The 24,565-nt window shown below is 65.9% G+C and carries 26 protein-coding genes; 16 read left to right on the forward strand and 10 right to left on the reverse strand.

From position 1 onward, the window contains the following. Positions 1 to 221: 221 nt before the first annotated feature. The gene (locus BLQ71_RS17590) at positions 222 to 1,163 is read right to left on the reverse strand and encodes an L-threonylcarbamoyladenylate synthase (protein WP_043141617.1); all 942 of its coding nucleotides are present in this window, start codon (positions 1,161 to 1,163) and stop codon (positions 222 to 224) included. 122 nt (positions 1,164 to 1,285) lie between these two features. On the opposite strand from BLQ71_RS17590, the gene BLQ71_RS17595 reads away from it, so the two are divergent. From BLQ71_RS17595 to BLQ71_RS17610, 4 genes are all read left to right on the forward strand, one after another. Continuing rightward, positions 1,286 to 2,986: an acyl-CoA dehydrogenase family protein gene (locus tag BLQ71_RS17595; RefSeq protein WP_074622639.1), complete on the forward strand. Its 1,701-nt coding sequence runs from the start codon at positions 1,286 to 1,288 to the stop codon at positions 2,984 to 2,986. Further along, positions 2,986 to 4,026, forward strand: coding sequence for an MBL fold metallo-hydrolase (locus BLQ71_RS17600; protein WP_074622640.1), 1,041 nt, complete (start codon positions 2,986 to 2,988; stop codon positions 4,024 to 4,026). The genes BLQ71_RS17595 and BLQ71_RS17600 overlap by 1 nt, the downstream gene beginning before the upstream one ends. Positions 4,027 to 4,163: 137 nt before the next feature. Continuing rightward, positions 4,164 to 4,298: an aa3-type cytochrome c oxidase subunit IV gene (locus BLQ71_RS17605; RefSeq protein ID WP_074622641.1), complete on the forward strand. Its 135-nt coding sequence runs from the start codon at positions 4,164 to 4,166 to the stop codon at positions 4,296 to 4,298. A gap of 36 nt (positions 4,299 to 4,334) precedes the next feature. Beyond that, positions 4,335 to 4,976, forward strand: a complete 642-nt coding sequence (locus BLQ71_RS17610; RefSeq protein WP_308421212.1) for a hypothetical protein — start codon at positions 4,335 to 4,337, stop codon at positions 4,974 to 4,976. 9 nt (positions 4,977 to 4,985) lie between these two features. Here BLQ71_RS17610 and BLQ71_RS17615 read toward each other — a convergent pair whose 3' ends face one another. Together BLQ71_RS17615 and BLQ71_RS17620 are read right to left on the reverse strand one after the other, a co-directional pair. After that, on the reverse strand, positions 4,986 to 5,303 hold the full coding sequence (locus BLQ71_RS17615) for an AzlD domain-containing protein (protein WP_074622642.1): 318 nt from the start codon (positions 5,301 to 5,303) through the stop codon (positions 4,986 to 4,988). Continuing rightward, the gene (locus tag BLQ71_RS17620) at positions 5,300 to 6,025 is read right to left on the reverse strand and encodes an AzlC family ABC transporter permease (RefSeq protein ID WP_074622643.1); all 726 of its coding nucleotides are present in this window, start codon (positions 6,023 to 6,025) and stop codon (positions 5,300 to 5,302) included. The genes BLQ71_RS17615 and BLQ71_RS17620 overlap by 4 nt, the downstream gene beginning before the upstream one ends. 49 nt (positions 6,026 to 6,074) lie before the next feature. Here BLQ71_RS17620 and fdhD point away from each other — a divergent pair, with 49 nt between their 5' ends. From fdhD to BLQ71_RS17645, 5 genes are read left to right on the forward strand one after another with little or no spacing between them, the layout of a single operon-like run. Continuing rightward, a complete protein-coding gene (gene fdhD / locus BLQ71_RS17625; RefSeq protein ID WP_043141635.1) occupies positions 6,075 to 6,980 on the forward strand; it encodes a formate dehydrogenase accessory sulfurtransferase FdhD in 906 nt (301 codons plus the stop codon). Then, a complete protein-coding gene (mobA, locus tag BLQ71_RS17630) occupies positions 6,977 to 7,606 on the forward strand; it encodes a molybdenum cofactor guanylyltransferase MobA (RefSeq protein WP_074622644.1) in 630 nt (209 codons plus the stop codon). Before fdhD ends, mobA begins: the two co-directional genes overlap by 4 nt. Beyond that, the gene (gene mobB, locus BLQ71_RS17635; RefSeq protein ID WP_074622645.1) at positions 7,603 to 8,109 is read left to right on the forward strand and encodes a molybdopterin-guanine dinucleotide biosynthesis protein B; all 507 of its coding nucleotides are present in this window, start codon (positions 7,603 to 7,605) and stop codon (positions 8,107 to 8,109) included. The genes mobA and mobB overlap by 4 nt, the downstream gene beginning before the upstream one ends. Beyond that, the gene (locus BLQ71_RS17640; protein WP_074622646.1) at positions 8,106 to 8,960 is read left to right on the forward strand and encodes a molybdopterin guanine dinucleotide synthesis; all 855 of its coding nucleotides are present in this window, start codon (positions 8,106 to 8,108) and stop codon (positions 8,958 to 8,960) included. The genes mobB and BLQ71_RS17640 overlap by 4 nt, the downstream gene beginning before the upstream one ends. Beyond that, positions 8,957 to 10,213: a molybdopterin-binding protein gene (locus BLQ71_RS17645; RefSeq protein WP_074622647.1), complete on the forward strand. Its 1,257-nt coding sequence runs from the start codon at positions 8,957 to 8,959 to the stop codon at positions 10,211 to 10,213. Before BLQ71_RS17640 ends, BLQ71_RS17645 begins: the two co-directional genes overlap by 4 nt. Before the next feature lie 82 nt (positions 10,214 to 10,295). On the opposite strand, the gene BLQ71_RS17650 is transcribed toward BLQ71_RS17645, so the two are convergent. Together BLQ71_RS17650 and greA are read right to left on the reverse strand one after the other, a co-directional pair. Continuing rightward, positions 10,296 to 11,297, reverse strand: coding sequence for a hypothetical protein (locus BLQ71_RS17650; RefSeq protein ID WP_074622648.1), 1,002 nt, complete (start codon positions 11,295 to 11,297; stop codon positions 10,296 to 10,298). 12 nt (positions 11,298 to 11,309) lie between these two features. Further along, on the reverse strand, positions 11,310 to 11,780 hold the full coding sequence (gene greA, locus BLQ71_RS17655) for a transcription elongation factor GreA (RefSeq protein ID WP_043141653.1): 471 nt from the start codon (positions 11,778 to 11,780) through the stop codon (positions 11,310 to 11,312). A 176-nt stretch (positions 11,781 to 11,956) separates the two neighbouring features. Between greA and BLQ71_RS17660 the strand changes: the two genes are divergently transcribed. Then, the gene (locus BLQ71_RS17660) at positions 11,957 to 12,994 is read left to right on the forward strand and encodes a PQQ-binding-like beta-propeller repeat protein (protein ID WP_074622649.1); all 1,038 of its coding nucleotides are present in this window, start codon (positions 11,957 to 11,959) and stop codon (positions 12,992 to 12,994) included. A 192-nt stretch (positions 12,995 to 13,186) separates the two neighbouring features. Next, entirely contained in the window at positions 13,187 to 14,836 is a 1,650-nt protein-coding gene (locus BLQ71_RS17665) for an electron transfer flavoprotein-ubiquinone oxidoreductase (RefSeq protein ID WP_074622650.1), read from the forward strand. A gap of 68 nt (positions 14,837 to 14,904) precedes the next feature. On the opposite strand, the gene BLQ71_RS17670 is transcribed toward BLQ71_RS17665, so the two are convergent. Continuing rightward, complete coding sequence (locus tag BLQ71_RS17670) at positions 14,905 to 16,041, reverse strand: HPP family protein (RefSeq protein WP_083342298.1); 1,137 nt, start codon at positions 16,039 to 16,041, stop codon at positions 14,905 to 14,907. Positions 16,042 to 16,248: 207 nt separating this feature from the next. Between BLQ71_RS17670 and BLQ71_RS17675 the strand changes: the two genes are divergently transcribed. Both BLQ71_RS17675 and BLQ71_RS17680 read left to right on the forward strand, forming a co-directional pair. Beyond that, on the forward strand, positions 16,249 to 17,973 hold the full coding sequence (locus BLQ71_RS17675; protein WP_373286026.1) for a tetratricopeptide repeat protein: 1,725 nt from the start codon (positions 16,249 to 16,251) through the stop codon (positions 17,971 to 17,973). Beyond that, positions 17,954 to 18,781, forward strand: coding sequence for a 4-(cytidine 5'-diphospho)-2-C-methyl-D-erythritol kinase (locus BLQ71_RS17680; protein WP_074622653.1), 828 nt, complete (start codon positions 17,954 to 17,956; stop codon positions 18,779 to 18,781). Before BLQ71_RS17675 ends, BLQ71_RS17680 begins: the two co-directional genes overlap by 20 nt. 44 nt (positions 18,782 to 18,825) lie before the next feature. On the opposite strand, the gene BLQ71_RS17685 is transcribed toward BLQ71_RS17680, so the two are convergent. Then, positions 18,826 to 19,824, reverse strand: a complete 999-nt coding sequence (locus tag BLQ71_RS17685) for a polyprenyl synthetase family protein (protein WP_074622654.1) — start codon at positions 19,822 to 19,824, stop codon at positions 18,826 to 18,828. 54 nt (positions 19,825 to 19,878) lie between these two features. Here BLQ71_RS17685 and BLQ71_RS17690 point away from each other — a divergent pair, with 54 nt between their 5' ends. The 3 genes from BLQ71_RS17690 to BLQ71_RS17700 all read left to right on the forward strand — a co-directional run bounded on the left by BLQ71_RS17690 (position 19,879) and on the right by BLQ71_RS17700 (position 21,148). After that, positions 19,879 to 20,094 (forward strand): putative signal transducing protein, encoded by a 216-nt coding sequence (locus BLQ71_RS17690; RefSeq protein WP_074622655.1) that lies wholly within the window; start codon positions 19,879 to 19,881, stop codon positions 20,092 to 20,094. After that, a complete protein-coding gene (locus BLQ71_RS17695) occupies positions 20,084 to 20,866 on the forward strand; it encodes a tRNA1(Val) (adenine(37)-N6)-methyltransferase (RefSeq protein ID WP_229754791.1) in 783 nt (260 codons plus the stop codon). Before BLQ71_RS17690 ends, BLQ71_RS17695 begins: the two co-directional genes overlap by 11 nt. 105 nt (positions 20,867 to 20,971) lie before the next feature. Then, entirely contained in the window at positions 20,972 to 21,148 is a 177-nt protein-coding gene (locus tag BLQ71_RS17700; RefSeq protein ID WP_069086687.1) for a YdcH family protein, read from the forward strand. Positions 21,149 to 21,182: 34 nt separating this feature from the next. On the opposite strand, the gene BLQ71_RS17705 is transcribed toward BLQ71_RS17700, so the two are convergent. The 3 genes from BLQ71_RS17705 to phbB form a co-directional block, all read right to left on the reverse strand. After that, positions 21,183 to 22,130 carry a transcriptional regulator GcvA gene (locus BLQ71_RS17705; protein ID WP_043141980.1) on the reverse strand — a complete coding sequence of 316 codons (948 nt, stop codon included), beginning with the start codon at positions 22,128 to 22,130 and terminating at the stop codon, positions 21,183 to 21,185. Between the two features lie 321 nt (positions 22,131 to 22,451). Next, complete coding sequence (locus tag BLQ71_RS17710; protein ID WP_074622657.1) at positions 22,452 to 23,606, reverse strand: MFS transporter; 1,155 nt, start codon at positions 23,604 to 23,606, stop codon at positions 22,452 to 22,454. 166 nt (positions 23,607 to 23,772) lie between these two features. Beyond that, positions 23,773 to 24,495 carry an acetoacetyl-CoA reductase gene (gene phbB, locus BLQ71_RS17715; RefSeq protein WP_043141679.1) on the reverse strand — a complete coding sequence of 241 codons (723 nt, stop codon included), beginning with the start codon at positions 24,493 to 24,495 and terminating at the stop codon, positions 23,773 to 23,775. Between the last annotated feature and the right edge of the window lie 70 nt (positions 24,496 to 24,565).

Below are 24,565 nucleotides of genomic sequence, written 5' to 3' on the forward strand. Positions count from 1 at the left end.
CCTTGTGGCAGGTTGCGCCGGCTTCAAGGGCTCACCAGCAAACAGGCCCGTGCCTGTGTCCCGTATCCACCTCTCTCTGATTGATGCCTGAGGCACAAGCCCGTGCCCCGCAAGGGCAAGCCGCGCAAGGCGCGGGGCTGCGCCCCCTTGCAGGCCCCGGTCCTGTGCCTCTGATCGGCATCAGCGAGAGGCGGCTCCGGGAAACAGGCTCTTCGGAAGGGTCAGCGTTCGGCGGCGGCGCGGCTGAGCCGGTCGTTGATCGCGATGCCCAGGCCCAGGTGCGGGATCGGGGAGATGGCGATTGTCGCGGCGCCGGTGGCATCGAGCCGATGCAGGTATTCGAACAGGTTGGCGGCGGCCTCTGTCAGATCCTCGCCGGGCGAGAGATTGAGGTCGCAGGGCACGGTGCCGAAGCCCAGCCGGGCCTCGCCCGGTTCGAAGTCCACCGCGTTGAGGCGGACCCGTGCGCGCGGCGCGTAATGCGACCGGGTCTGGCCCGGGGCGGTGATGCCGTCGGTTTCGCGGCGAAGCGCGATGCGGGTGTCGAGGACCTCGTTCAGCGCTTCCTCGGTGATGCCGCCGGGACGCAGCAGCGTGGGCGGCGTGCCGGTCAGGCCGAGGATCGTCGATTCCAGCCCCACGGCGCAGGGGCCGCCATCGACCACCGCCTCGATCCGGTCGCCAAGCCCCTCGAGCACGTGGGCGGCGCGGGTCGGGCTGATCTGACCGGAGCGATTCGCCGATGGTGCGGCGACCGGCCCGCCGAAGGCGCGCAGAAGGTTCTGCGCCACCGGGGCGGCGGGTATCCGAACCGCCAGGCTGTCGAGACCGGCTGTCACCAGCCGCGACACATGCGCGCCCTCGCGCAGCGGCAGCACCAGTGTCAGCGGGCCGGGCCAGAAGGCATCGGCCAGGGCCTGGGCGGCCTCGGACCAGATCACCAGGTCTTTCGCGGCGTCGAGGTCGGCCACATGCACGATCAGCGGATTGAACTCGGGGCGCTCTTTGGCCTTGTAGATACGGGCCACGGCGTGATCCTGCCGCGCATCGGCGCCCAGCCCGTAGACCGTTTCGGTGGGAAAGGCGACAAGACCGCCCTCTGCCAGGATGCGCGCGGCGCGGGTCAGGTCCTGGGTGCTGGCGCTGAGACGTAGGGCAGGCATCGCGGCGACCCCTTATGACGCGGCGTTCCGGTTGAAGCGCGGGCGGCGGGAAGTACCCTCACACCCGCGCTGCGCGCGTGCTACAAGAGCGGCGCGTCCTTGCCAAGCCGGAGGAGACACCCATGCCATATCGTGCGCCGATCGATGCCTACATGCGGCTTTTGCGCGACGTTGTCGGCTATGACGCCGTTGCCGCGACTGACCGTTTTGCCGAAGCGAACCATGAAACCGTGGCCGCCGTTCTGGGCGAGGCCGGAAAGCTGTGTGAGGAAGTACTAGCGCCGCTGCAGCGCAATGGCGATCTTGATCCCGCGCGGCTGGAGAACGGCGTTGTGCGGACCTCGAAAGGCTTTGCCGAGGGGTTCAAGGCGCTGGCCGAGGGCGGCTGGATCGCCACATCGGCGCCGGAGGCCTATGGCGGCATGGGGCTGCCGCTGACCGTGACCACCTGTGTCAACGATATGATGGGCGCCGCCTGCCTTGCGCTGCAGCTGAACCCGCTGATGAGCCAAGGCCAGATCGACGCGCTGGAACATCATGCCAGCGACGAGCTGAAGGACTTGTACCTGCCCAAGCTGATCTCGGGGGAATGGGCGGGGACCATGAACCTGACCGAGCCGCAGGCCGGGTCGGACGTGGGGGCATTATCGTCGAAGGCCGTGCCCAACGGCGACGGGACCTACGCGGTGACCGGGCAGAAAATCTATATCTCCTGGGGAGACAACGACTTTTCCGAAAACGTCTGCCACCTGGTGCTGGCGCGTCTGCCGGATGGCGTGCCGGGGACCAAGGGGATCAGCCTGTTCCTGGTGCCCAAGCGGATCCCGGATGAAAACGGTAACCCGGGCGTGGCCAATGACCTGCATGTGGTGAGCCTGGAACACAAGATGGGCCTGCACGGTTCGCCGACCTGCGTGATGCAGTACGACGGCGCCCGCGGCTGGCTGGTAGGGGAGCCGCATGACGGGATGCGTGCCATGTTCACCATGATGAACAACGCGCGTCTGGGCGTTGGTGTGCAGGGGGTCAGCGTCGCCGAGGGCGCGCTGCAACACGCGCTGGGCTATGCGCAGGAGCGCAAGCAGGGGCGCAGCCCCGAGGGGACGATCATCGGCCATGCGGACGTGCGCCGGATGCTGGCCACCATGAAGGCCGAAACCTTTGCCGCGCGGGCCATTGCCCTGTCGCTGGCGGTGGCGATCGACATGGGCAACGCCACCGGCGATGCCGAGTGGAAGGCGCGTGCCGCCCTGCTGACGCCGATCACCAAGGCCTTTGGCACGGAAACCGGCATCAAGGTGGCCAACCTTGGCGTGCAGGTGCATGGCGGAATGGGCTATGTCGAGGAAACCGGCGCCGCTCAGTACCTGCGCGACGTGCGGGTGACGGCGATCTACGAGGGCACCAACGGCATCCAGGCGATGGACCTTGTCGGGCGCAAGATGATGGACGGGGGCGAGGCGATCTTTGCCCTGCTGGACGAGATCGAGAGCGGCGCCGAGGCGGCGCGCGGCCAGATGCCGGAGCTGGCAGAGCCGGTCTGGCAGGCCGCTGAATCGCTGCGCGAGACCACCGAGGCGCTGGTGGCGCGCGACATGGGCGACCGTTTCGGCGGCGCCGTGCCCTACCTGATGGGGTTTGCCCGCGTGCTGGGGGCGCATTATCATCTGCGCGCGGCCCTGGCTGCGCCGGACAGCGCCGATGCCCGGCTGGCAGGCTTTTACATCCAGCGACTGCTGCCTGAACATGCCGGGTTGTTGGCCGAGGCCCGGGCCGAGGTCGGCGCGCTAGCGAACCTGAAGACAGAGGACCTGGTGGCGTGATGGACGGAACGGTGCGCGCAATCCGCTATCCCTGGGAAACGCCGCCCGCCCCGGGTGAGGCCATCGAACTGGCCGAGGGCGTGCTGTGGATGCGCCTGCCGCTGCCGATGAAGCTGGACCACGTCAACGTCTACGCGCTGGATGACGGGGACGGCTGGACCGTGGTCGACACCGGCTTTGCCTCGCGCACCTCGCGTGAGCTGTGGCAGGGCCTGATGGCCGGGCCGCTGGGCGGCAGGCCGGTGCGGCGGGTGGTGGTGACCCATCATCACCCCGACCACATGGGGTTGGCGGGCTGGTTCCAGACGGCGCATGGCGCCGAACTGGTGACGACACGCACCGCCTGGCTGTTTGCCCGTATGCTGCAACTGGACGCACAGGACCGCCCCACACGTGAAACGCTGGACTACTGGCGGAGCGCCGGGATGGAGCCGCGCATCCTGGAACAGCGGATGGCGGAACGACCCTTCAACTTTGCCGACGTGGTGGCGCCGATGCCGCTGGGCTTCACGCGGATCAAGCAGGGCGATGTCCTGCGCATCGGCGGGCGTGACTGGGACGTGCATGTCGGCAACGGCCATGCGCCGGAACATGCGACGCTCTGGTCGCGGGACGATCATCTTGCGCTGGCCGGGGACCAGATCCTGCCCTCGATCAGTTCCAACCTCGGTGTCTATGCGACCGAACCCGAGGCGGACCCGGTGGCCGACTGGCTGGAATCCTGCGAGCGGCTGGCAACGCTGGCGCGCCCAGATCACCTGGTCATGGGCGGGCACAAGCTGCCCTTTACCGGGCTGGAGCTGCGCATGGCGCAACTGATCGAGAATCACCACGGCGCGCTGGAGCGGCTGCACGGGCACCTGGCCACGCCACAGACGGCCGGAGACTGTTTCCCGCCGCTGTTCAAGCGCCGGATCGGGGACGCGGAATACGGGTTGGCGCTGGTCGAGGCGATGGCCCATTGCCTGCATCTCTGGCACGAGGGACGGGCGGACCGAACCCGCCGCGACGACGGCGCCTGGCTGTTTCAAGCCGTCTGAACGGGCACAAGGCTCACATCTGCGTGCGCCGGGGGCCAGGCGCGACATCCTGGCCCCCGGCGGTGCGTGACAGGGGCGCGGAATTGCGCTAACTCATCACGGAAAGCAAACACGGGACAGGCCGCAGGAAAATCGACATGGCTGAGCACAAGCACGGAAGCATGGACATCACCGTTCAGGAAAAGACCTTTGAAGGGTTCATCAATTTCACCATCCGCACGGTCATCGTGATCCTGTGCATCGTCATCTTCATGGCGATCTTCAATTCCTGATCGGACGAACCGCCCCTCGGGGCGGGGTGGGGTAAAATGATGAACAGACGTGCGGCGATGGCGGGGCTTGGTGCCTCGGTTCTCGTGGCCGGTTGCGCAGGCAGCGTTTCCGGTCCCGACTCGACACCGGAACAGGCGGCCGCCGCCGCCTACCGTCACCCGGGAGAGCCGGAGATCATCCTTTACACGATGATCAACAACCGGACCGGGTCCGGTGCGCATTCCTCCATGCTCATCAATGCCCCATCGCAGCGGGTGATCTACGATCCCGCCGGCTCTGTCCGGTTCCAGAACGTGCCTGAAATCGGCGACGTTCTTTACGGGATCACCCCGCAGGCCAAACAGTTCTTCGAAAGCGCCCATGCCCGCAGCACCTACCGGATGCTGGCGCTGCGCCGTCCGGTGGACGGTGCGGTGGCGGAGCGCGCGCTCAAGCTGGTCCAGTCCAAGGGGGCGGCGGCGCCGGCCCTGTGTTCCAACGCGGTGTCCGACACCCTGGGCCAGCTGCCCGGGTTCGAATCGCTGGGCGGCATCTGGACGCCGATGAAGCTGGCCAACCGCTTCGAAAAACTGCCGAACGTCAGCCGTCGCGAGCTGCGCGAAAACGATTCGGATGACAAGGACGCGGCGATTGCCGCGCTCGAGGCCGGCAAGACGACCCAGGCCGGTCAGCCCTGATCCGGGCCGTCAGAACGGCAGCCAGGCGCCCGCGATCATGACCGCGGCGCCCGCGCCGACAGCGCCATAAAGGCTTTTCGTGACATAGCCGACAATCAGCGCAGCGGCGGCGGCGGCCAGCCGCAGGGGATCTGTTTCGCCGCCCGTCGCGCTGGGCCAGATCACCAAAGGCGCCACCAGCGCGGGCATGACCGCCACGGCGGTATAGCGCAGGTGCCGCAAGAGCCAGTCCGGCATGGCCCTGTCGCCGACCAGCCCCAGAAACACGAAGCGCAGGGCGAAAGAGCCCAGGCCCATCCCGATGATGACGATCCAGAGGTCTTTCATGCGCCCGGCCTCCGGTCTGCCTGCAACCCGGCGCGGCGTTCCACTTCGGCGCCTGCCATCATCCCTGCCACAGCGCCGACGATCAGGCCGAGGTTGTAGGGCAGGAACGCGAAAGCCAGCGCCATGAGCGCCGCGACCAGGGCCGCCGCGCGATGGGCGCCGGTGCGCAGCGCGGGCGCGAAGAGCGCGATAAAGGCGATGGGCAGCACGAAATCGAGGCCCAGCTCGGGCGGAACGGCCTCACCGGCCCAGGCGCCCACGAGGGTGAAGAGGTACCAGGGCGGGCAGATCGGCGTCGCGACCCCCATGAAAAAGGCGAATTTCTCTGCCAGTGTCTGCTGCGGTCGTTCTTCGTAATCGATGATCGAGGCCGCATAGACCTGGTCCACCAGGAAATAGGCGACGAACATCCGTTTCCATAGCGGCAAGGGGCCCAGATGCGGCGTGATCGAGGCGGAATACATGGCCATCCGCAGGTTCACGGCCATCGCCGAAACCAGCACGACGATGGTCGGCGCATTGTCCTGCATCAGCTGGACGGCGGTGAACTGCGCCGCGCCCGCGATGACGACGATGGAAAACATCAGCGTTTCAAAGACGTTCAGCCCCGCATCCGTCGCCACAACGCCGAACAGCATTCCGAAAGGGCCGACCACGAACAGGAAGGGCAGGGCATTTCGCACCCCGCGCCAATAGCTTGACATCACATCTGTGCCGTCCATGACTACACCCTCACTAACGTACTTCGCCCTAGCCCAGGGGAGAGGCCAGATGCAATCACCTGCCGACCACCCGGATAATGACCTCGCGTCCGACTACCTGATCGCGCCCGACCCGGGGGCACCGCGCCTGACCCGCGCCGTGACCGGAACGGACCATACCGGCGCCGAGGTCGAGGTCTCCGTGGTCGAGGAACGCCCCCTGACGATCTTTCTCAACCGGCAGGAAATCGTCACCGCCATGACCATCGGGGATTACCCCGAATACCTGGCCATCGGGTTCCTGCGCAACCAGGGCATGCTGGCCGACGGCGAAGAGATCACCGGCGTCGATTACGACGAGGAACTGGAAACCGTCGTCGTGCGCACCGCCTCGCAGACCACCTACGAGGAAAAGATGCAAAAAAAGACGCGGACCTCCGGCTGTGCCGTGGGAACCGTCTTTGGTGACATGATGGAAGGGCTGGAACAGGTGCGCCTGCCGGCGACAGAGGTGCGGACCTCGTGGCTCTACGCGCTGGCGCACAAGATCAACACGACGCCCTCGTTGTACCTCGAGGCCGGGGCGATTCACGGCACGGTCCTGTGCCAGGGCGACCGTCCGCTGGTCTACATGGAGGACGTGGGCCGCCACAACGCGGTGGACAAGATCGCGGGCTGGATGTTCCGCGAGGGCGTCAGCGCGGAGGACAAGATCCTCTACACCACCGGGCGGCTGACCTCGGAAATGGTGATCAAGACGGCGCTGATGGGTATCCCGGTGCTGGCGTCCCGGTCCGGCTTTACCGCTTGGGGGGTAGAGATCGCGCGGCAGGTGGGTCTGACCTGCATCGGGCGGATGCGCGGCAAACGGTTCACCTGCTTGTCCGGTGCCGAGCGGCTGGTGCGCGACATGGACCCGGATGCGGTGCCCGAGGAAAGCAGCAAGCATCGCCGCAAGAGCGCGGGGCAGGCATGAAACAGCCCGTTGGCGTGATCCTTGCAGGCGGCCTGGCCTCGCGCATGGGCGGCGGGGACAAGGCCCTGCTGTCGCTCGGTGGACAGACGCTGTTGTCCCGCGTGATCGACCGGCTTGCACCGCAGGTGGCAGTGCTGGCGCTGAACGCCAATGGCGACCCGGCGCGCTTTGCCGAGACGGGCCTGCCGGTGGTGGCCGACAGCATCGCCGGTTTTCCCGGGCCGCTGGCCGGGGTTCTGGCCGGGCTGGACTGGGCCGCCGAACAGGGGGCGGACACGCTGGTCAGCGTCGCCGCCGACACGCCGTTCTTTCCCTGTGACCTGGTCCCGCGCCTTTTGCTGGCCAGCGAGGGGCAGGATCATCCGCTGGTGCTGGCCGCGACCAGGGGCGACGCCGAAACCCGCAGCAAGTCGCGTTCGGGCCTGATCCGGCATCCGACCTTCGGTCTCTGGCCGGTGGCGCTGCGCGACGACCTGCGCGCGGCGCTGGAGGGCGGCCTGAAAAAGGTCGTGCTCTGGACAGAGAAACACGGCGGGCGCGAGGCGCTCTTTCCCTCCACGCCCTTCGATCCATTCTTCAACGTGAACACGCCGGAGGATCTGGCACAGGCGGAGGCGCTGCTATGAGGCTCTACGGGGTGACAGGCTGGAAGAACGCGGGGAAAACCGGGTTGATGGAACGGCTGGTGACGGAAATCACGTCGCGCGGGCTGACCGTCAGCACGGTCAAACACGCGCATCACACGTTCGACGTGGATCACCCGGGCAAGGACAGTTATCGCCACCGACACGCGGGCGCATCTGAGGTGATCCTGTCCTCACGCAACCGCGTCGCGCACATGATAGAGTTGCGTGGCGCCGGGGAGCCGACCTTGGACGACCTGCTGGCGCGGCTGGCGCCGGTGGACCTGGTGATGGTCGAGGGCTACAAGCGCGACCGGCATCCCAAGATCGAGGCCTACCGGGCCGAGACCGGCAACCCGCTGATCGCCCATGAGGATCCCACAGTGCGCGCCGTGGCCTCGGATACACCCCTGACACTGGACAGGCCCGTCTTTGACCTGAACGATACCGTGGCTGTGGCGGACTTCATCCTTGCGGAGGTTGGCCTGGCAAGGGCGGCGGAATGACGGGGTTCGACCGCTTTCTGATGGTGGACTGGTCGGGCGGCAACGACGCCGGGCCACGGCCCCGCAAGGACGCGATCTGGATCGGTGAGACCGGCCCGGAGGGTGAGGCGAAGCCAGTGTACCAACGCAACCGGCAAGTGGCCGAAGAGACGCTTGCCGATGTCATCAAGACCTCCCTGACCCGGGGAGAGCGCCTGTGCATCGGGTTCGATTTTCCCTTTGGCTACCCGGCGGGTTATGCCGAGGCACTGACGGGACAGGCCGATGCATTTTCAGTCTGGCGTTGGTTGTCCGCGCGGGTCGAGGATGCGCCGACCGAAAACAACCGTTTCGACCTCGCCGGCGAGATCAACACCCGGCTGTTGCAGGGGCGGGGGCCGTTCTGGGGCAACGGGCTGAAACGGGACATTTCGGGCCTGCCGCGCACCAAGGCCGGATACGAAAATCCATTTCCCGACCGCCGGGCCTGTGAACTGCGGGGCACAGGCACCTTTACTTGCTGGCAACTGGCAGGCGCGGGGGCCGTGGGGTCGCAGGTGATCATGGGGTTGCCGGTGCTGGAGCGACTGCGACAGCGGTTTGCCGGGCAGGTATCCGTCTGGCCCTTCGAGCCGCTCGACCGGCCTGTCGCCTTTGTCGAAATATGGCCGGGTCTGATCAATGACGCCGTGCGTCGGGCAACCGGCCCCGATGACATCCGCGACGCGGTACAGGTCCGCCTGCTGGCCCGCGCGCTGTCGGATCTGCCTCCCCAGCGCCTGCAGGCCATGTTGTCGGTGGAGGCCCCCGAAGAGGGCTGGATCCTGGGGCTTGGCGCCGAGGGTGAATTGATCGGGAGCCTGGCCGCATGAGTTTGAAACCGCCCCCCCTGAACAACGATTGTTTCGCCCTGCCGCCCGGTGTCGACTGGACCCCGGTGGACGAGGCGCTGGACATGTTGCGCGACCGGCTGCACCCGGTCGTCGCCCGCGAGGATGTGCCCGTGATGTCGGCGGCAGGTCGGGTGCTGGCCGCGCCGCTAATGGCCCGGCGTGCCAACCCGCCGCTGCCCAACACCGCGGTGGACGGCTATGGGTTCGCTGCCGCGACCATCGGCGATGCGACCGAGTTCACCCTGCCACTGGTCGAGGGACGCGCCGCGGCGGGCCTTGCCTATACCGGCGCGGTGCCGCCCGGCCATGCCATCCGCGTGCTGACCGGCGCGGCCCTGCCCGAAGGCGTGGACACGGTGGTGCTGGATGAGGATTGCGCGACCGATGGCGCGGCGGTGGCCTTTCGCGGCCCGGTCAAACCCGGTTCCAACACCCGCCGCGCGGGTGAGGACGTGGGCGAGGGCGACGAGATCCTGTCGCAAGGGCGGATGCTGACCCCGGCGGACCTGGCCCTGGCCGCCGCCACGGGACTTGCCGATCTTCCCGTCTACACGCCCCTGCGCGTCGGTGTTCTGTCGACCGGGGACGAGGTGGTGCCCGCCGGACAGGCCGCTGCGGCGGGGCAGATCTACGATGCAAACCGGCCCATGTTGCTGTCGCTCATCGCGCATTTCGGCCATGCCCCTGTCGATCTTGGCCATGTGCCGGACGACCGAGAGGCGCTGCGCGCGCGGCTTGACGTGGCTGAGGTTGATGCGATCCTGACATCCGGTGGAGCCTCGGCGGGGGATGAGGACCATGTTTCGGCGCTGCTGCGTGAGACCGGGGTGCTGACCGCCTGGCGCATCGCGCTGAAACCGGGGCGCCCCCTGGCGCTGGGGCTGTGGCAAGGCAAGCCGGTCTTCGGTCTGCCGGGCAACCCGGTTGCGGCTTTCGTCTGTTCCCTGGTCTTTGCCCGCCCGGCGTTGCGCCTGCTGGCCGGGGCCGGTTGGGACGACCCGGCGGGCTACATGGTGCCGGCGGCATTTTCCAAGAAAAAGAAACCCGGACGGCGCGAATACCTGCGCGCCCGCCTGCGCGATGGCCGGGTGGAGGTGTTCAAGTCCGAAGGCTCGGGTCGGATATCGGGGTTGAGCTGGGCCGAGGGGCTGGTGGAACTGCCGGATGCGGCGGCAGAGATCGCGCCGGGTGACCCGGTGCGCTATATCCCCTTCGGCAGTTTCGGGTTGTGACCCGTGGCGGGGGGCTGCCCCCGTCTCCCTGCGGTCGCCCCCCGGAGTATTTTGACACAGAAGAAGCTTGGGCCGCGGGCCTCTAGTCGAAGGTGCCCGCCACCCGGCCCAGCAGCATGAAGGCGCGCGCCGTGCGCGTCATGGCGAAGGCCGAGATTTCCTCGTCCGAGGCACCGGGCTCGAAACTGGAAAAGCTGGTATCGAAGCGGCGCAGGAAGTGATGCGCCGCATCGCGGAAGATCGGATCCTGTTTCATTCGTCCGGCTGCCAATGCCAGCGAGGACCGGTCGCGCACGCCACCCAGCGAGGCGATGGGGCGGCCGCGTTCGCCCTGGGCAAAGGCGCGCCAGGTTTCCGGGCGGGCAAGATCGGGGCGCAGGTCGTCCATGTAGATGCCGTCCTGGCTCATCAGGGTCAGGACGTCCTGGGCCGCCTGGATCAGCTTGGCTGTGCCGCGATCCTTGAGCGCCCGACGCAGGGCGGCAAAGCCCTCCTCGTCCTCGGCGGTTTCCGGGAAGTGCAGCGCACGGATGTAGTCGGCGTTGGGCAAGGGCGGTTGAAGCGCCTCTGCCGGGGTGCCGAGCGACAGGGCGGGCTGGTCGTCGCCCTCGGTGCCGTCAGGGGCGGGCAGGGCGCCGGGCTGGCCGCCCTGGCGGATGCCGCCCAACATCGCCAGCGTTGATTCCAGGTTCTTCTGTGCGCCGGCGATATCGTCCAGCCGCTTGACCAGCATCGGGTGCGGTGGCTGGCCCTTGCCGCTTTGCGCCTGGGCGACATAGGCCTGCCGGATCGCGTCGATGGCGGCCTGCAGGCGGGCGCTTTCGCTGCGCATGATGCGGGCGGCGCGGATCGCCAGCGCCGCCACCCAGATCAGGGCCACCGGCATGACGATCACCATGAGCGCCAGCAGGAACCGCAGTGGCCCGCCTTCGCTTTCGGGCAGGCCAAGGAAATACCAGCCCGAGATCACGACCCAGATGACCGAGATCACCGCCGCGGCGATCTCGATTCCGGTGACGCCCTCGGCCGCGCCGCGGGCATAGAGGCCGGGCAGCGTGGGGCGGGCGTCCTTTGGGTCGCTCATGGCGTGTCTGCCCTACTTGTAGGCGATGCTCAGGATTTCATAGGACTTGGCGCCGCCCGGGGTGCGAACCTCGACGCTGTCGCCCTCTTCCTTGCCGATCATGGCACGGGCGATGGGCGACTTGATGTTCAGCAGGCCCTTTTCGACGCTGGCCTCGTGTTCGCCCACGATCTGCCAGGTCTTTTCCTCGTCAGTGTCCTCGTCGACGACGGTCACGGTGGCGCCGAACTTGATCGGGCCGGAGAGCGACTTGGGGTCGATCACCTCGGCCAGGCCAAGGGCACCTTCCAGTTCCTTGATACGGCCCTCGATGAATCCCTGCTTCTCGCGCGCCGAGTGGTATTCGGCGTTTTCCTTGAGGTCGCCCAGTTCGCGTGCCTCGGCGATCGCCTGGATGATGGCGGGCCGCTCCTCGGACTTGAGCTTTTTCAATTCGGTTTCGAGCGCGGTGTAACCCGCGCGGGTCATCAGGATCTTGTCCATTTTCGGATCGTCTCTGCCTCTTCAGCGAGTGTTTCAGGAGTGTCGTCGCCCGTTGCGCCGATGTAAAGCCAAGCGGGCCGTCAGACCAGCGGGATTTTTCCGGTCTGCCTGCGGGTTTGACTTTCGATCCGGCGCGGGTACTGTGGTCTGCACCTTATTAGCAACGAGATTTTGATATGCGTTCCCTTATTTCCCTTGCCGCGGCTGCCGCGGTTTCCGGTATTGCTGCCACATCCGCACCGGCCCAGTCCATCGAAACGATCAGCGTGTCCCCCGATGGTCAGACCGTCCTCGTGGGCGGCACCAACCGGACGGTCTATGCCCTGTCCGCCGAGACGCTGGAGGTGACGGACCGGCGCTATGTGTCCGAACTGGTGCGCCAGATCGTGCATGGCGTCGATGGCGAGCTGGTCTTCTTTCGCGACGATGCGGACACGCTGACCGCCTACAAGACCGCCGACATGTCCTTTGCCTGGAAGGCCTCGGACGTGGACGACATGGCTTATGATCCGCGCGCCGGTGCCATTGCCGTGCTCGACCAGCACTACAAGGACGATTCGGTCAGCCTGCTGTTCGCCGCCACCGGAGAGCAGATGGCGCGGGTGGCGATGGGCAAGATCAAGTCCAACCTGATCGCCCTGGCGCCGGGGGCGGACAAGGCGCTGATTCTGACCAACTACACCAAGACCGACGCCGAGGAGAAGGCGGACGAGCCGGACGACCTGAGCAAGCTGCAGAAGGCGGACTTCAAGCAGTTGCACGACGGCTATGTCAGCAACGTGGTGACGGTGGATTTCGGCACCGGCGCTTTCGAGATGTCCGAAACGCCGTATCGCGTTTCTTACCCCAAGGCGGTGCGGATGGCCGGGGACAAGATGATGGTCCTGCGCACCAACATGGATTCGATGATGCTGGCCCCGGACGGGTCGGGCGCATTGATCGACCTGGGCGAGGATTATTTCAACTACGCGGGCATCGACGCCAAGGGAGAAACCTACATCCTGACCAAGGGCGTGGACCTGCGGTTCGTGCCCGTGGCCCAGGACGGCCCCGAGGGGCTGCTCAAGGGAGAGCGGCTGCGTGGCGGTCCCGCGGAATGGATCACCGCGATGGCAGAGGCGCCGGACGGCACGCTGTATTTCGGCACCAATGCCTATCGGTTGCTCAAGGTCGGCCCGGATCGCGGCAAGATCGAGATCGTGCCGGTTTTCTGAGCCTAGGACAGCACCGGACAGATGGAAAAGCCGCCTTCGGGCGGCTTTTTTCTTGCAGGACGGGGCCGGGGAACGCGCGGCAGTGTCGCAATAGGACCTTGCAACGCCGTGTCGTGATTGACCTGTGCTGCACTGCCGCGCTACTCAGTCGCGAAAGAAAATTTCAATGCCCCCCGAAGGGAAGGAGCCGGAATGTCCGACTTTCAGCGCGAATCCATGGAATACGATGTCGTCATCGTTGGCGGCGGCCCCGCAGGCCTCTCTGCCGCGATCCGGCTGAAACAGCTTGACGCCGATCTGCAGGTCGTTCTGCTGGAAAAGGGATCGGAGGTCGGGGCGCATATCCTTTCGGGGGCGGTGCTGGACCCCTGCGGCCTGGACGCGCTGATCCCCGACTGGAAGGACAAGGGCGCCCCGCTGAACGTGCCGGTGACCGAGGACAACTTCTACATGCTGGGCGAGGCGGGCAAGCTGCGCATCCCCAACTGGCCGATGCCGCCGCTGATGAACAACCACGGCAACTACATCGTTTCGATGGGCAATGTCTGCCGCTGGATGGCCGAACATGCCGAGGAGATGGGCGTCGAGATCTTCCCGGGCATGGCCTGTTCCGAACTGGTCTACGGCGAAAACGGCGAGGTGCGCGGCGTCGTGGCCGGTGAATTCGGCAAGAACCCCGACGGCACGCCGGGTCCCAGCTATGAGCCGGGCATGGAACTATTGGGCAAATACGTCTTCCTGGGTGAGGGCGTGCGCGGCTCGCTGTCCAAGGAAGTGATCGAGAAATTCGACCTTTCTGCCGGCAAGGAGCCGCAGAAATTCGGCCTTGGCATGAAGGAGATCTGGGAGATCGACCCGGCCAAGCACCACGAGGGACGCGTGACGCACACGATGGGCTGGCCGCTGGGCTCGAACGCCGGGGGCGGGTCGTTCATCTACCATCTTGAGAACAACCAGGTTTACGTCGGCTTCGTCGTGCACCTGAACTACGAGAACCCCTACCTGTACCCCTACATGGAATTCCAGCGCTTCAAGCACCACCCGATGGTGGCCGAGCTGCTGGAGGGCGGCAAGCGCGTCGCCTACGGTGCCCGTGCGATCAGCGAGGGCGGCTACCAGTCGATGCCCAAGATGGTGGCGCCGGGCGTCGCCCTGCTGGGCTGTTCGGTTGGCATGGTCAACGTGCCGCGCATCAAGGGCAACCACAACGCCATGCTCTCGGGCAAGGCGGCGGCAGAGGCGGCCTTTGCCGCGCTGCAGGATGGCCGGTCCAGCGACGAGCTGTCGGACTACGAGACCGAGGTCCGCGAGGGCGCCATCGGCAAGGACCTCAAGATGGTTCGCAACGTCAAGCCGATGTGGTCGAAATACGGTCTCACGGCCAGCCTCACGCTGGGGGGGCTGGACATGTGGACGAACAACACGCTGGGCTTTTCCTTCTTCGGCACGCTGGGCCACGGCAAGACCGACGCCGAGGCCACTGGCATATCGGCCAAGTTCGAACCGATCGACTATCCCAAGCCCGACGGCAAGCTCAGCTTTGACCGGCTGACCAACGTCTCGTTCAGCTTTACCAACCACGAGGAAAGCCAGCCCGCGCACCTGCAGCTGAAAGACCCGCATGTGCCGACCTCGATCAACCTGCCAAAATACGCCGAACCGGCGCAACGCTACTGCCCGGCAGGGGTCTACGAGGTGGTCGAGGACGAAAGCGGCCCGCGTTTCGTCATCAACTTCCAGAACTGCGTCCACTGCAAGACCTGCGACATCAAGGACCCCAGCCAGAACATCAACTGGACGGTGCCGCAGGGCGGCGAAGGACCGAACTATCCCAACATGTGACGGGGCACTATGATGCGTTGCGGCGGCCGGGGTCGGATGACCCCGGCCGTTTTGCATTCAGGGGGATGTCAGGCGCTGCGCAGGGCCCTGTGCGCAAGGGTGGCAATCAGGTCTGTGCGGGTCACGATCCCGACGAGACGGTCGTATTCCAGCACGGGCACCGCATCGACCGCGCCATCCGCCATCATCGGCAGCAAGGCGGCGATGGGGGTGCCTGTCGTGGCGCGGGGGCCGGCCACCTCCATGATCTCTTCGGCCCGTACCGGCATGCCCCGCTCGCGGTCCACCAGCCGCCGAAAGGCGGCTGCGAACCCGCGATCCAGGCGCAGCGCGTCCTGCCTCGTCCGGTCGATCAGGTGCATTTGAAAAATCACGCCCAGAAATCTGCCCTCATCCGTGACCACCGGCAGCGAGGTGAAGCGGTGCTTGCGAAACAGATCCGCCACCTCGCCCAGGCCGGTGTCGGACCGGACGGTGATCAGTTTGTCCGACATGATGTCCGCGGCGGTCTCGGCACTGGCGGTATGCGAGGCCGCCTGCAGTTCCGCCGCACCGATCAACTGCGCCAGGTCTTCGACCCCCATGTTGAACGACTGGCGATAGCGGCCGAGCAGTTCGACCAGTTCGTCCTCGCTGAGATCCAGCCGCATGCGCGATCCGGGCGTCGTCTCGCCACCGGTTTCGAATTGCCGAAACGGGTAGTGGCGACCGGTCAGCCGGGCATAGATCGCGGCCAGAGCCACCAGCACGATGGTACCGGCGGCGACCGGGGTCAGCGCAAACCGGAACCCGAGTTCCTGGATCGCGGCGGGGCTCATTGCGGCCGTCATCGCCACGGCGCCTGCAGGTGGATGCACGGCGCGGCACAGGATCGTCGCCGTGATCGCCAAGCCCACGGCCAGCGCGACCCGCAGTGTCGGGTCGGCCACGGTCATGCAGACGGCAACCCCCACCAGCGCCGCGACGGTGTTGCCGACCACCGCCGACCAGGGCTGTGCCAGGGGGCTGTTGGGCACCGCGAAAAGCAGCACCGATGTCGCCCCGAACGGCGCGATCAGATAGAGGCCCAAGTCCGGGTCCATCGCAGGTGACAGCAGGAACAGACCGGCCAATCCAAGCCCGACAATGGCCCCGACCCCGGCGCGCAGGGCCTCGACCGGCGAGACGCTTGCGACGGCGGGTCCGAGTGATCGCAGTTTGTGCATCATGAGCGCCCCAATTCCAGTTGCGCACAAATTTTCACCAAAGTGAGAAGTTTTCAACCACAAGCAATTCCCGGCGCGTTGCCTGCCTGTTGAGCGCGGACTCACAATGAGGTGAAGCACAGGCCCGCTTCTGCGGCCTGTCGCGATTGCCTTGCCTGCTCAACCGCTCTAGGCTTTGGCGAAATGGCGACTGAGGAGACCGGCATCTTGACAGCTTGGACACAGACGGTGCGCGCGGCCTTGTTGGCGACGGCGCTTGTGCTGCCTTCGCTCGCAACGGCGCAGGGGTTTGCGGGCGATTATTTGGCCGCGCGCCAGGCCAGTTTCCTGGGCGACTTCAAGGCCGCCGCGCATTACTACGGCAAGGCGCTGGCCCGCGATCCGGGCCGTCCCGAGCTGCTGGAACGCGCGGTTCTGGCCAATATCTCGCTGGGCGAGGTCGACCGCGCCGGAAGCTATGCGGAACGTCTTGCGCAGGATGGGTATTCCAGCCAGATCGCCCAGATGGCGCTTGTGGCCCGTGATGCGCGCGGTGAGGCCTATGGCGCGATCATCAAGGCCATCGACGACAAGCGCGGCCTTGGCCCGCTGGCCGACGGCCTAGTCAAGGCCTGGTCCCAGCTGGGCGAAGGCGACATGACCAGCGCCCTTGTCACGTTCGACGAGGTCGCGGGCATCCAGGGGCTGGCGCCCTTCGCCGCCTATCACAAGGCTTTTGCATTGGCTTCCGTGGGGGACTACGAGGGCGCCGAGCTGATACTTGGAGGCAACCAGAGCTCGGGCATGGGGTCGACCCGCCGCGGCGTCATGGCCCATGCCGAGATCCTCAGCCAGCTTGACCGCAATGCAGACGCCGTCCAGCTGCTGAACGACTCTTTCGGCAGCAGCTTGGATCCGGGACTTGAGGATCTGCGCACCCGCCTTGAGGGCGGTGAAACCGTGCCCTTCACCCATGTGCGGTCGCCGCGCGATGGCATCGCCGAAGTGTTCTACACCGTGGCCGGTGCGCTTGCCTCCGAGAACAACGAGGACCTGACGCTGCTCTATGCGCAGATGGCTGAATACCTGCGCAACGATCATGTCGACGCGATCCTGCTGTCGGCAGAGGTGTTGTCCAAGATCGGCCAATACGACCAGGCCATCGACACCTATGCCAAGGTGCCGCAGGACAACGACGCCTATCATGCCGCCGAACTGGGCCGCGCCGAGGCGCTGCGCGCAAGCGGCGACATGGATGCGGCTATCGGCGTGCTGGAAGACCTGGCACAGTCCCACGGGTCGATGGCAGTGGTGCATTCCACGCTGGGCGACTACCTGCGCCAGGATGAACGCTATGACGAGGCGGTCGGCGCCTATACCGAGGGGCTGTCCAAGGTCGCCGAGGTTGGCGAACGACACTGGTTCCTGTTCTACGCCCGTGCCATTTCCTACGAGCGCCAGGACAAGTGGGCCGAGGCCGAGGCCGATTTCCGCAAGGCGCTGGACCTGAACCCGGAACAGCCGCAGGTGCTGAACTACCTCGGCTATTCGCTGGTGGAAAAACAGGTCAAGCTGGACGAGGCGCTCGACATGATCGAACGCGCGGTCGAGGCGCGGCCCAACGCCGGCTACATCGTCGACAGCCTGGGCTGGGTGCTGTACCGGCTGGGCCGCTACGAAGAGGCCGTGCCGCACATGGAACGTGCCGCCGAGCTGATGCCGATCGACCCGGTGGTGAACGACCACCTTGGCGATGTCTACTGGGCGGTGGGTCGTCAGCGCGAGGCAGAGTTCATGTGGAAACGCGCGCTGTCCTTCGTCGACTGGGAAGATGCCGCCGCCGAGGCCGATCCCGAACGCATCAAGCGCAAGATCGAGGTCGGGCTTGATCAGGTCCTTGAAGAAGAGGGCGCGCCGCCGCTGACACTTGCCGATGACAGCGCAGGCAATTGAGGTCTTTGCCCCCGCCAAGATCAACCTGACCCTGCACGTCACCGGCCAGCGCGCCGACGGCTATCACCTGCTCGACAGTTTGGTGATGTTCGCGGATGTCGGGGATCGTGTGACCGTCGCGCGGGCAAGTGAGATGTCGCTGCGCGTGACCGGGCCGATGGCGGCGGGCGTGCCGGACGACGCGCGCAACCTCTGCTGGAAGGCGGCAGAGGCATTTGGCGAACCCGTTGCCATCACCCTGGACAAGCACCTGCCCGCCGCTGCGGGCATCGGTGGCGGGTCCTCCGATGCGGCGGCAGTCCTGCGGGGCATGGAGCAGCTTTTCGGTCGTCCTTCCGGCGTGCATCTGCCGGATTTGGGGGCGGATGTGCCGGTTTGCATGCTGGCCCATGCGGCGCGCATGCAGGGCATTGGAGAGCAGGTCACGCCTTTGGATCTGCAGCCTCTGGATGTAATCTTGGTCAATCCACGGGTCGAGGTTTCAACCCCTGCAGTCTTCAAGGCGTTGGACCGGCGGGACAATCCGCCGATGACCCCGATGCCCGAAGGCCCGCGGTCCCGCGATGTGCTGACCTGGCTGGCCGAGCAACGAAATGATCTTGAGGCGCCCGCATCCGACCTGCGTCCCGAAATCGGGCAAGTGCTCCGAGAACTGTCGTTCCTGGACGGCGTGCGACTGGTGCGCATGTCTGGTTCTGGCGCAACCTGTTTCGCTGTGTTTGAAAGCCGTGGTCTGCATGAGGTCATGGCGCAGGAAATGCGCCGGAATTTCCCCCAGTGGTGGGTGGAATATGCGACCTTGAGCTAAAGGCGCAGCTGCGCGGTAAGACCCGGTGAAAGGGCGTTTCGGGCCTAGCTGACCCGGCTCACCACGTAGTCGTTGAGGTCGATCAGCAGATCGCGTAACTCGCTTTGCGGCAGGCTTTCCATAGCGGCCTTGGCGCGTGCGGCCCAGGCCAGCGCCTCTTGCCGGGTCGCCTCCAGTGCGCCGTGTTTGTTCAGCAGGGCGATGGCATGTTCAAGGTCGCCGTCACGCTGGTCGCCCTTTTCGATCACCCGCTTCCAGAACGCCTTTTCCTCGTCATCTGCCGCGGCAAAGGCCTTGATCAGCGGCAGGGTCAGCTTGCGCTCGCGGAAGTCGTCGCCGACGTTCTTGCCCGTCGCGTCCGAGCCCCAGTAGTCCAGCAGGTCGTCCACAATCTGAAAGGCGATCCCCAGCGCGTCGCCATAGTCGAACAGCGCCTTGACCTCTTCCTCGGGCCGTCCGGCGATCACGCCGCCGACCTCGGTCGCGGCCGAGAACAGCGCTGCCGTCTTGCCGCGCACCACCTGCAGGTAGATCGCCTCTGTCGTCGACAGATCCTGCGCCGCCGTCAGCTGCAGCACCTCGCCCTCGGCGATGGTCGCCGCCGCGTCGCTCAAGATGCGCAGCACCCGCAGATTGCCGGTTTCCGTCATCAATTGGAACGAGCGTGCGAAGAGGTAATCACCCACCAGCACGCTGGACTTGTTGTCCCAGAGCAGGTTCGCCGTGGGTCGCCCGCGCCGTTTTTTGCTTTCGTCCACCACGTCGTCGTGCAGCAGCGTCGCGGTATGGATGAACTCCACCGTCGCGGCCAGGTAGACGTGGTAGGGGCCGTCATAGCCGCACATCCGTGCCGTCGCCAGCGTCAGCAGCGGGCGCAGCCGCTTGCCCCCGGCCTCGACCAGGTGGGCCGTCACCTCGGGGATGCGTGGCGCATGTTTCGACGCCATGCGCGCACGGATCAGGGCGTTGACCTCGTCAAGATCCCCGGCCAGCAGCGCGGCGAGACGTTCATGCGGCTTTTGAGTGGCGTCGTCCAAGCTCATCAAACTCCCGTGCAAGGCTCGACAAATCGTGCGCCTTGTCCTTACATCCCCGACATGGAAGAGCTCTTGCGCACAAACGACATCACATTGATCCCGCTGGTCCGGACCCTTCTGAACGGGGAGGGTATAGACAGCTTTGAACTGGACGTAAACATGAGCGTTCTCGAAGGATCCATAGGCATTCTGCCGCGGCGATTGATGGTGCGCGCGGACCAGATCGAGCAGGCCCGGTGCCTGCTGCGCGACGCCGGGGTGAACTTTGAGGGCTGAGCCCTTTGCCCCCGACGCGCTGACCGAGGACGCGATGCTGGGCGGCAGGGTGCGCCTGCTGCAACCAAAGGATGGATACCGTGCCGGAACCGATCCGGTGGTGTTGGCAGCCGCGGTCGCGGCCCGGCCGGGGCAAAGCGTGCTGGAACTGGGCTGTGGGGCGGGGCCGGGTCTATGCTGCCTTGGCGCGCGCGTGCCGGGGCTGCGGCTGAGTGGCCTGGAACTGCAGCCGGGCTATGCCGACCTGGCGCGCCAAAACCTGGCGCACAACGGGCTGGACGGGGAGATCTGGACCGGCAACCTGTCCGATCCGCCGCCAGAGCTTAAGGCGCAGAGCTTTGACCACGTTTTTGCCAATCCGCCCTATTTCGAGGCCGGCAAGCGGATCAGTGCCGATGAAAGCGGGCGGGAAATCGCCCTTGCAGGGGAGACACCACTGGCCGACTGGGTCGCCTGTGCCGCCCGGCGATTGAAACCGCGCGGCTATGCAACCTTCATCCAGCGCGCCGAACGCCTGCCGGACCTGATCGTGGCCATGCAGGGCCGGCTGGGGGCGCTGGAGCTCTTGCCCTTGCTGCCGCGCGAAGGCCGTCCGCCGCGCCTGATCCTGCTGCGCGGACGCAAGGAGGGGCGCGCGCCTTTCCGTTTTCACGCCGGTGCGGTGATTCACGCCGGCGACCGCCACGAGGAGCCGGGGAACCGCTATACCGCCCGTTTCGAGGCGATCATGATACAGGCAGCGCCGCTGGAATTCCCGGCAGGCCGAATTTGACCTGTATCCATGTTACATTTTTGCGAAGCCATTTTGCAGCCGCAGCGTGACTTGCGGGAAATTCTGTGCTGCACTGAGAGTCTCATCATCTGAAAGGAGGATCCCATGAGCTTGAGTTCGCACTTGCAGGAACTGAAAAGGAAGCATCACGCCTTGTCGGAAGCCGTGGAGGAGGCGCAGCGCGCCCCCGGGACCGATGACCTGCGCATCGCGGACCTGAAGAAACAGAAGCTGAGGATCAAGGAAGAAATCGCGCGGCTCTCGCCGCAGAACGTGATGTAGAACGGTTCATTTCAGACCTGTCCCGGTGCCTTGCTCAGGCCCGGGCCAGGTCATCGACAGAGACCAGCGTCTTGCCCTCAAGCCCGGTGGGCAATGCCCTGATCTCCGCAAACAGCCACTCGCGGAACGCGGCGATCTGTGGACGTGTCTCCGTACCCTTGGCGCAGAGAAACCGGAATCGCGCGGCTGTTGTCAGGGCAATGTCGAACGGCGCGACCAACTGTCCCGAAGCCAGCAACCTCTGTGCCAGCGATGTGCGTGACAGGACAACGCCACCGCCCGCCAGGGTCGCGTCCAGCGCGTGATCGGCCTGCGAGAATCGTGCGGTCGGGGTGGGACAGTCCGTCATGCCGCAGGCGTTGAACCATTCGGGCCAACCGGCGGGCGGGTCCATGAAGTCATGCGAGGCATCCTGCAGCAGAGGGGCATCCAGCAGGCTGTCCGGCGTGGGGTAGAGCGCCGCTAGGTCGGGGCGCATCAGTGGCGTCACGCCTTCGTCCAGGAGGTGTTCGCTGAACAGGCCCTCGTCCGTGCCATAGCCGTAGCGGATGGCCACGTCGATCTCATCCCGGTCGAAATCCATCATGCGCAAGCCGGCGACAAAGCGCAGTTCGATGTCCGGGTGGGCCTGGGCAAAATCGTAGAGCCGCGGGGCCAGGCATTTGGCGGTGAAGGCGGGGCCAGCGGTGACCGTCAGCTTGCCAGTATCCTGCAGGCGCCGCGTCGCCCGCCAGGCGGTGATCAGCCGCTCAAACCCCTCGGAGGTTCCCGGAGCCAGGAGGCGCCCGGCCTCGGTCAGCTCAACCGCGCGGTTGAGGCGGCGAAACACCGGCGCGCCCAGATGCTCCTCGAGGTTCTTGATCTGGAAGGACAGCGCGGCGGGCGTGACGTTCAGTTCCTCGGCCGCCTTGGCAAAGGACATGTGACGGGCGGCGGCGTCGAAGGCGCGCAGAGCGGTGAGAGGAGGCAGGCGGTCAGACATGATCACACAAGTATATCTTGACTGAGCGCCTGAGAAGTCTCGTTTGCCGCTTTTCTTGCGGCTGCCTAGGTTGGGATCATCAAGGAATGCTTGTTCAAAGAGGTCCGACATGCTCGAAGCCGCCAGTGATGCCCGCCATCGTGACGCGATCCGCGCTGCCCATGCCGCACGGGGCCGGCTTGTGTCCCGCCTCTGGAAAAGTGTTTTCGCCCGTCGCCGCTGACCGCAGGTCGAGAGTCTCCCCGCTCCCGCCGGTCTGGACGCGCGAAGAGAAACGCCCCCGAACCGCAAGGCTCCGGGGGCGTTTTGTCTTGGCCCGCGTTATTCGATCCGCGCGCTGGACCGCATGAGTCCCAACGTGCCCAGAGCCGCGAGGGCCAGCAGGAGAATGCCCAGCCAGAATGCCGCCGCCGCACTGCCGACCTGTTCCGACAGGGCGCCGGACAGGGCCGGCATGACCGCCATCCAGAAATAGTACAGCGTAAAGAAGATCCCCATGCCCAGTGCACGGCTTTCGGGCTGCAGGACGCGGCCGGGGAGGGCCATGATGGGTCCGGCCGGCAAACCGCAGGCCAGCCCCATGAGGATGAAGACAGGCAGCGAAGGTGCGGCGAGAGCAAGGGCAAATGTCGCTGCGAATCCGGCCAGTCCGACAAGGAGAACGGCGTTGGGGCGTCCTATCCGGTCGCCGATGAGGCCGCCGGCCGGGACCGAGAGCACGGCCAGCCAGAGGACCAGCGAACTGGTTCCGCTGGCCTCTGTCAGGGCGGCTCCGCGTTCCACCAGCAACGCGGGGCCAAAGGCAAAGACCATCGCCAGCGCGCCATTGTAGAGGCCCCAGACACAGCCCGCGATCACGATGCCGGTCAAGGCGCCGTTCCGGGGCCAGCGTCCGGTAGGCGCGCTTCCGGCAAGGGGTGCAGGCGGGTCGCGATAGACAACCGTCATCAGAACCAAGCCCCCGATGCAGAAGGCCATCGAGGTGGCAAGAGCCGTGTTCAGGCCACCGGCCTGGGCGATCAGGGGCAGCACCAGCAGGGCCAGCGCGATCCCCGCGGGCCAGGAGTTGACGAAAATGCCCATCGCGGTGGCGAGATTTCGACCTGCAAACCAGTCCGCCACCATCTTGGTCATGATGACGTTCAGCAGGACACCTCCGGTCCCTGCGAGGAGACGCCCGAGGATCTGGAGCGACCAGCTTTGGCCCTGCCACATGATCAGCCCGCCAAGGACCATCACGACCAGTCCGCCGGCGACCACGCGCCGGTCGCCCAGGCGTTGGGCGATACCGCCGCCGGGGAGGGCGAAAACGAGGCCGGGCAGGAGATAGAGGGAAATCAGGATGCCGAGGTCCGCGAGGTCGGTTCCGTGGCGTTCCATCAACATCGGGCCCAGCGATCCGACGACCTGGTACTGAAAGGCCATCGCCAGCCGAGCGGTGAACAATACCGCAAGCGCGGCCCAGGGAGAGGTCATCGGTGTCGCTTTCGAAATCAATGACCGATGCTAGCACCGAAAACATCGCCCCAATGAAAAAAGCGCCCGCTGCGGGCGCTTTTCCTGTGCGTACGGGCCGGTGGGTGACGCTTGTCCCGTCCTTCGGACGGAACCTCGCCCCACCCGCCGTCCCTTGGCGGTGCACTCAGACGAAGAACTGGGCGCCGTTGGCCGAGATGGTCGAGCCGTTGATGAAACCCGCGTCGTCGGAGGCCAGGAAGGTCACGCAGCGCGCGATTTCCTCGGGCTCGCCCAGGCGGCCGGCGGGGATTTGCGCGATGATGCTTTCACGCACCTTTTCCGGCACGGCCATGACCATTTCGGTCGCGATATAGCCCGGGCAGATCGCGTTGGCGGTGATGCCCTTGCGCGCGCCTTCCTGGGCCAGCGACTTGATGATGCCGAGGTCGCCCGCCTTGGTGGCGGCATAGTTGACCTGGCCCATCTGGCCCTTCTGGCCGTTGATCGAGGAGATCACGATGATCCGGCCAAAGCCGCGGTCGCGCATGCCCGGCCAGATCGGGTGCACGGTGTTGAAGACGCCGGTGAGGTTGGTGTCGATCACCTCGTTCCACATCTCGGGGGTCATCTTGTGGAAGGCCGCGTCGCGCGTGATGCCGGCATTGGCCACGACCACGTCGATGGGGCCAAGATCGGCCTCGACCTGTGCCAGCCCGGCTTTCGAGGCCTCGTAGTCGGCCACGTTCCACTTGTAGGTCTTGATGCCGGTGGCCTCGGTGAAGGCGGCGGCCTTCTCGTCGTTGCCGGCATAGGTCGCTGCGACCTCGTAGCCTTCGGCCTTCAGGGCCTTGGAAATGGCTTCGCCGATGCCGCGGCTGCCGCCGGTGACGAGTGCTACACGTGCCATTGGGGTTCCTCCAGTTTTCTGTCCGTGTCTGGTAACTTTGTTACCGTGAGATTTTTTGATGAGCAACAAT

It is taken from the genome of Antarctobacter albus, assembly GCF_900101505.1.
GTDB classification, from domain to species: Bacteria; Pseudomonadota; Alphaproteobacteria; order Rhodobacterales; family Rhodobacteraceae; genus Antarctobacter; species Antarctobacter albus.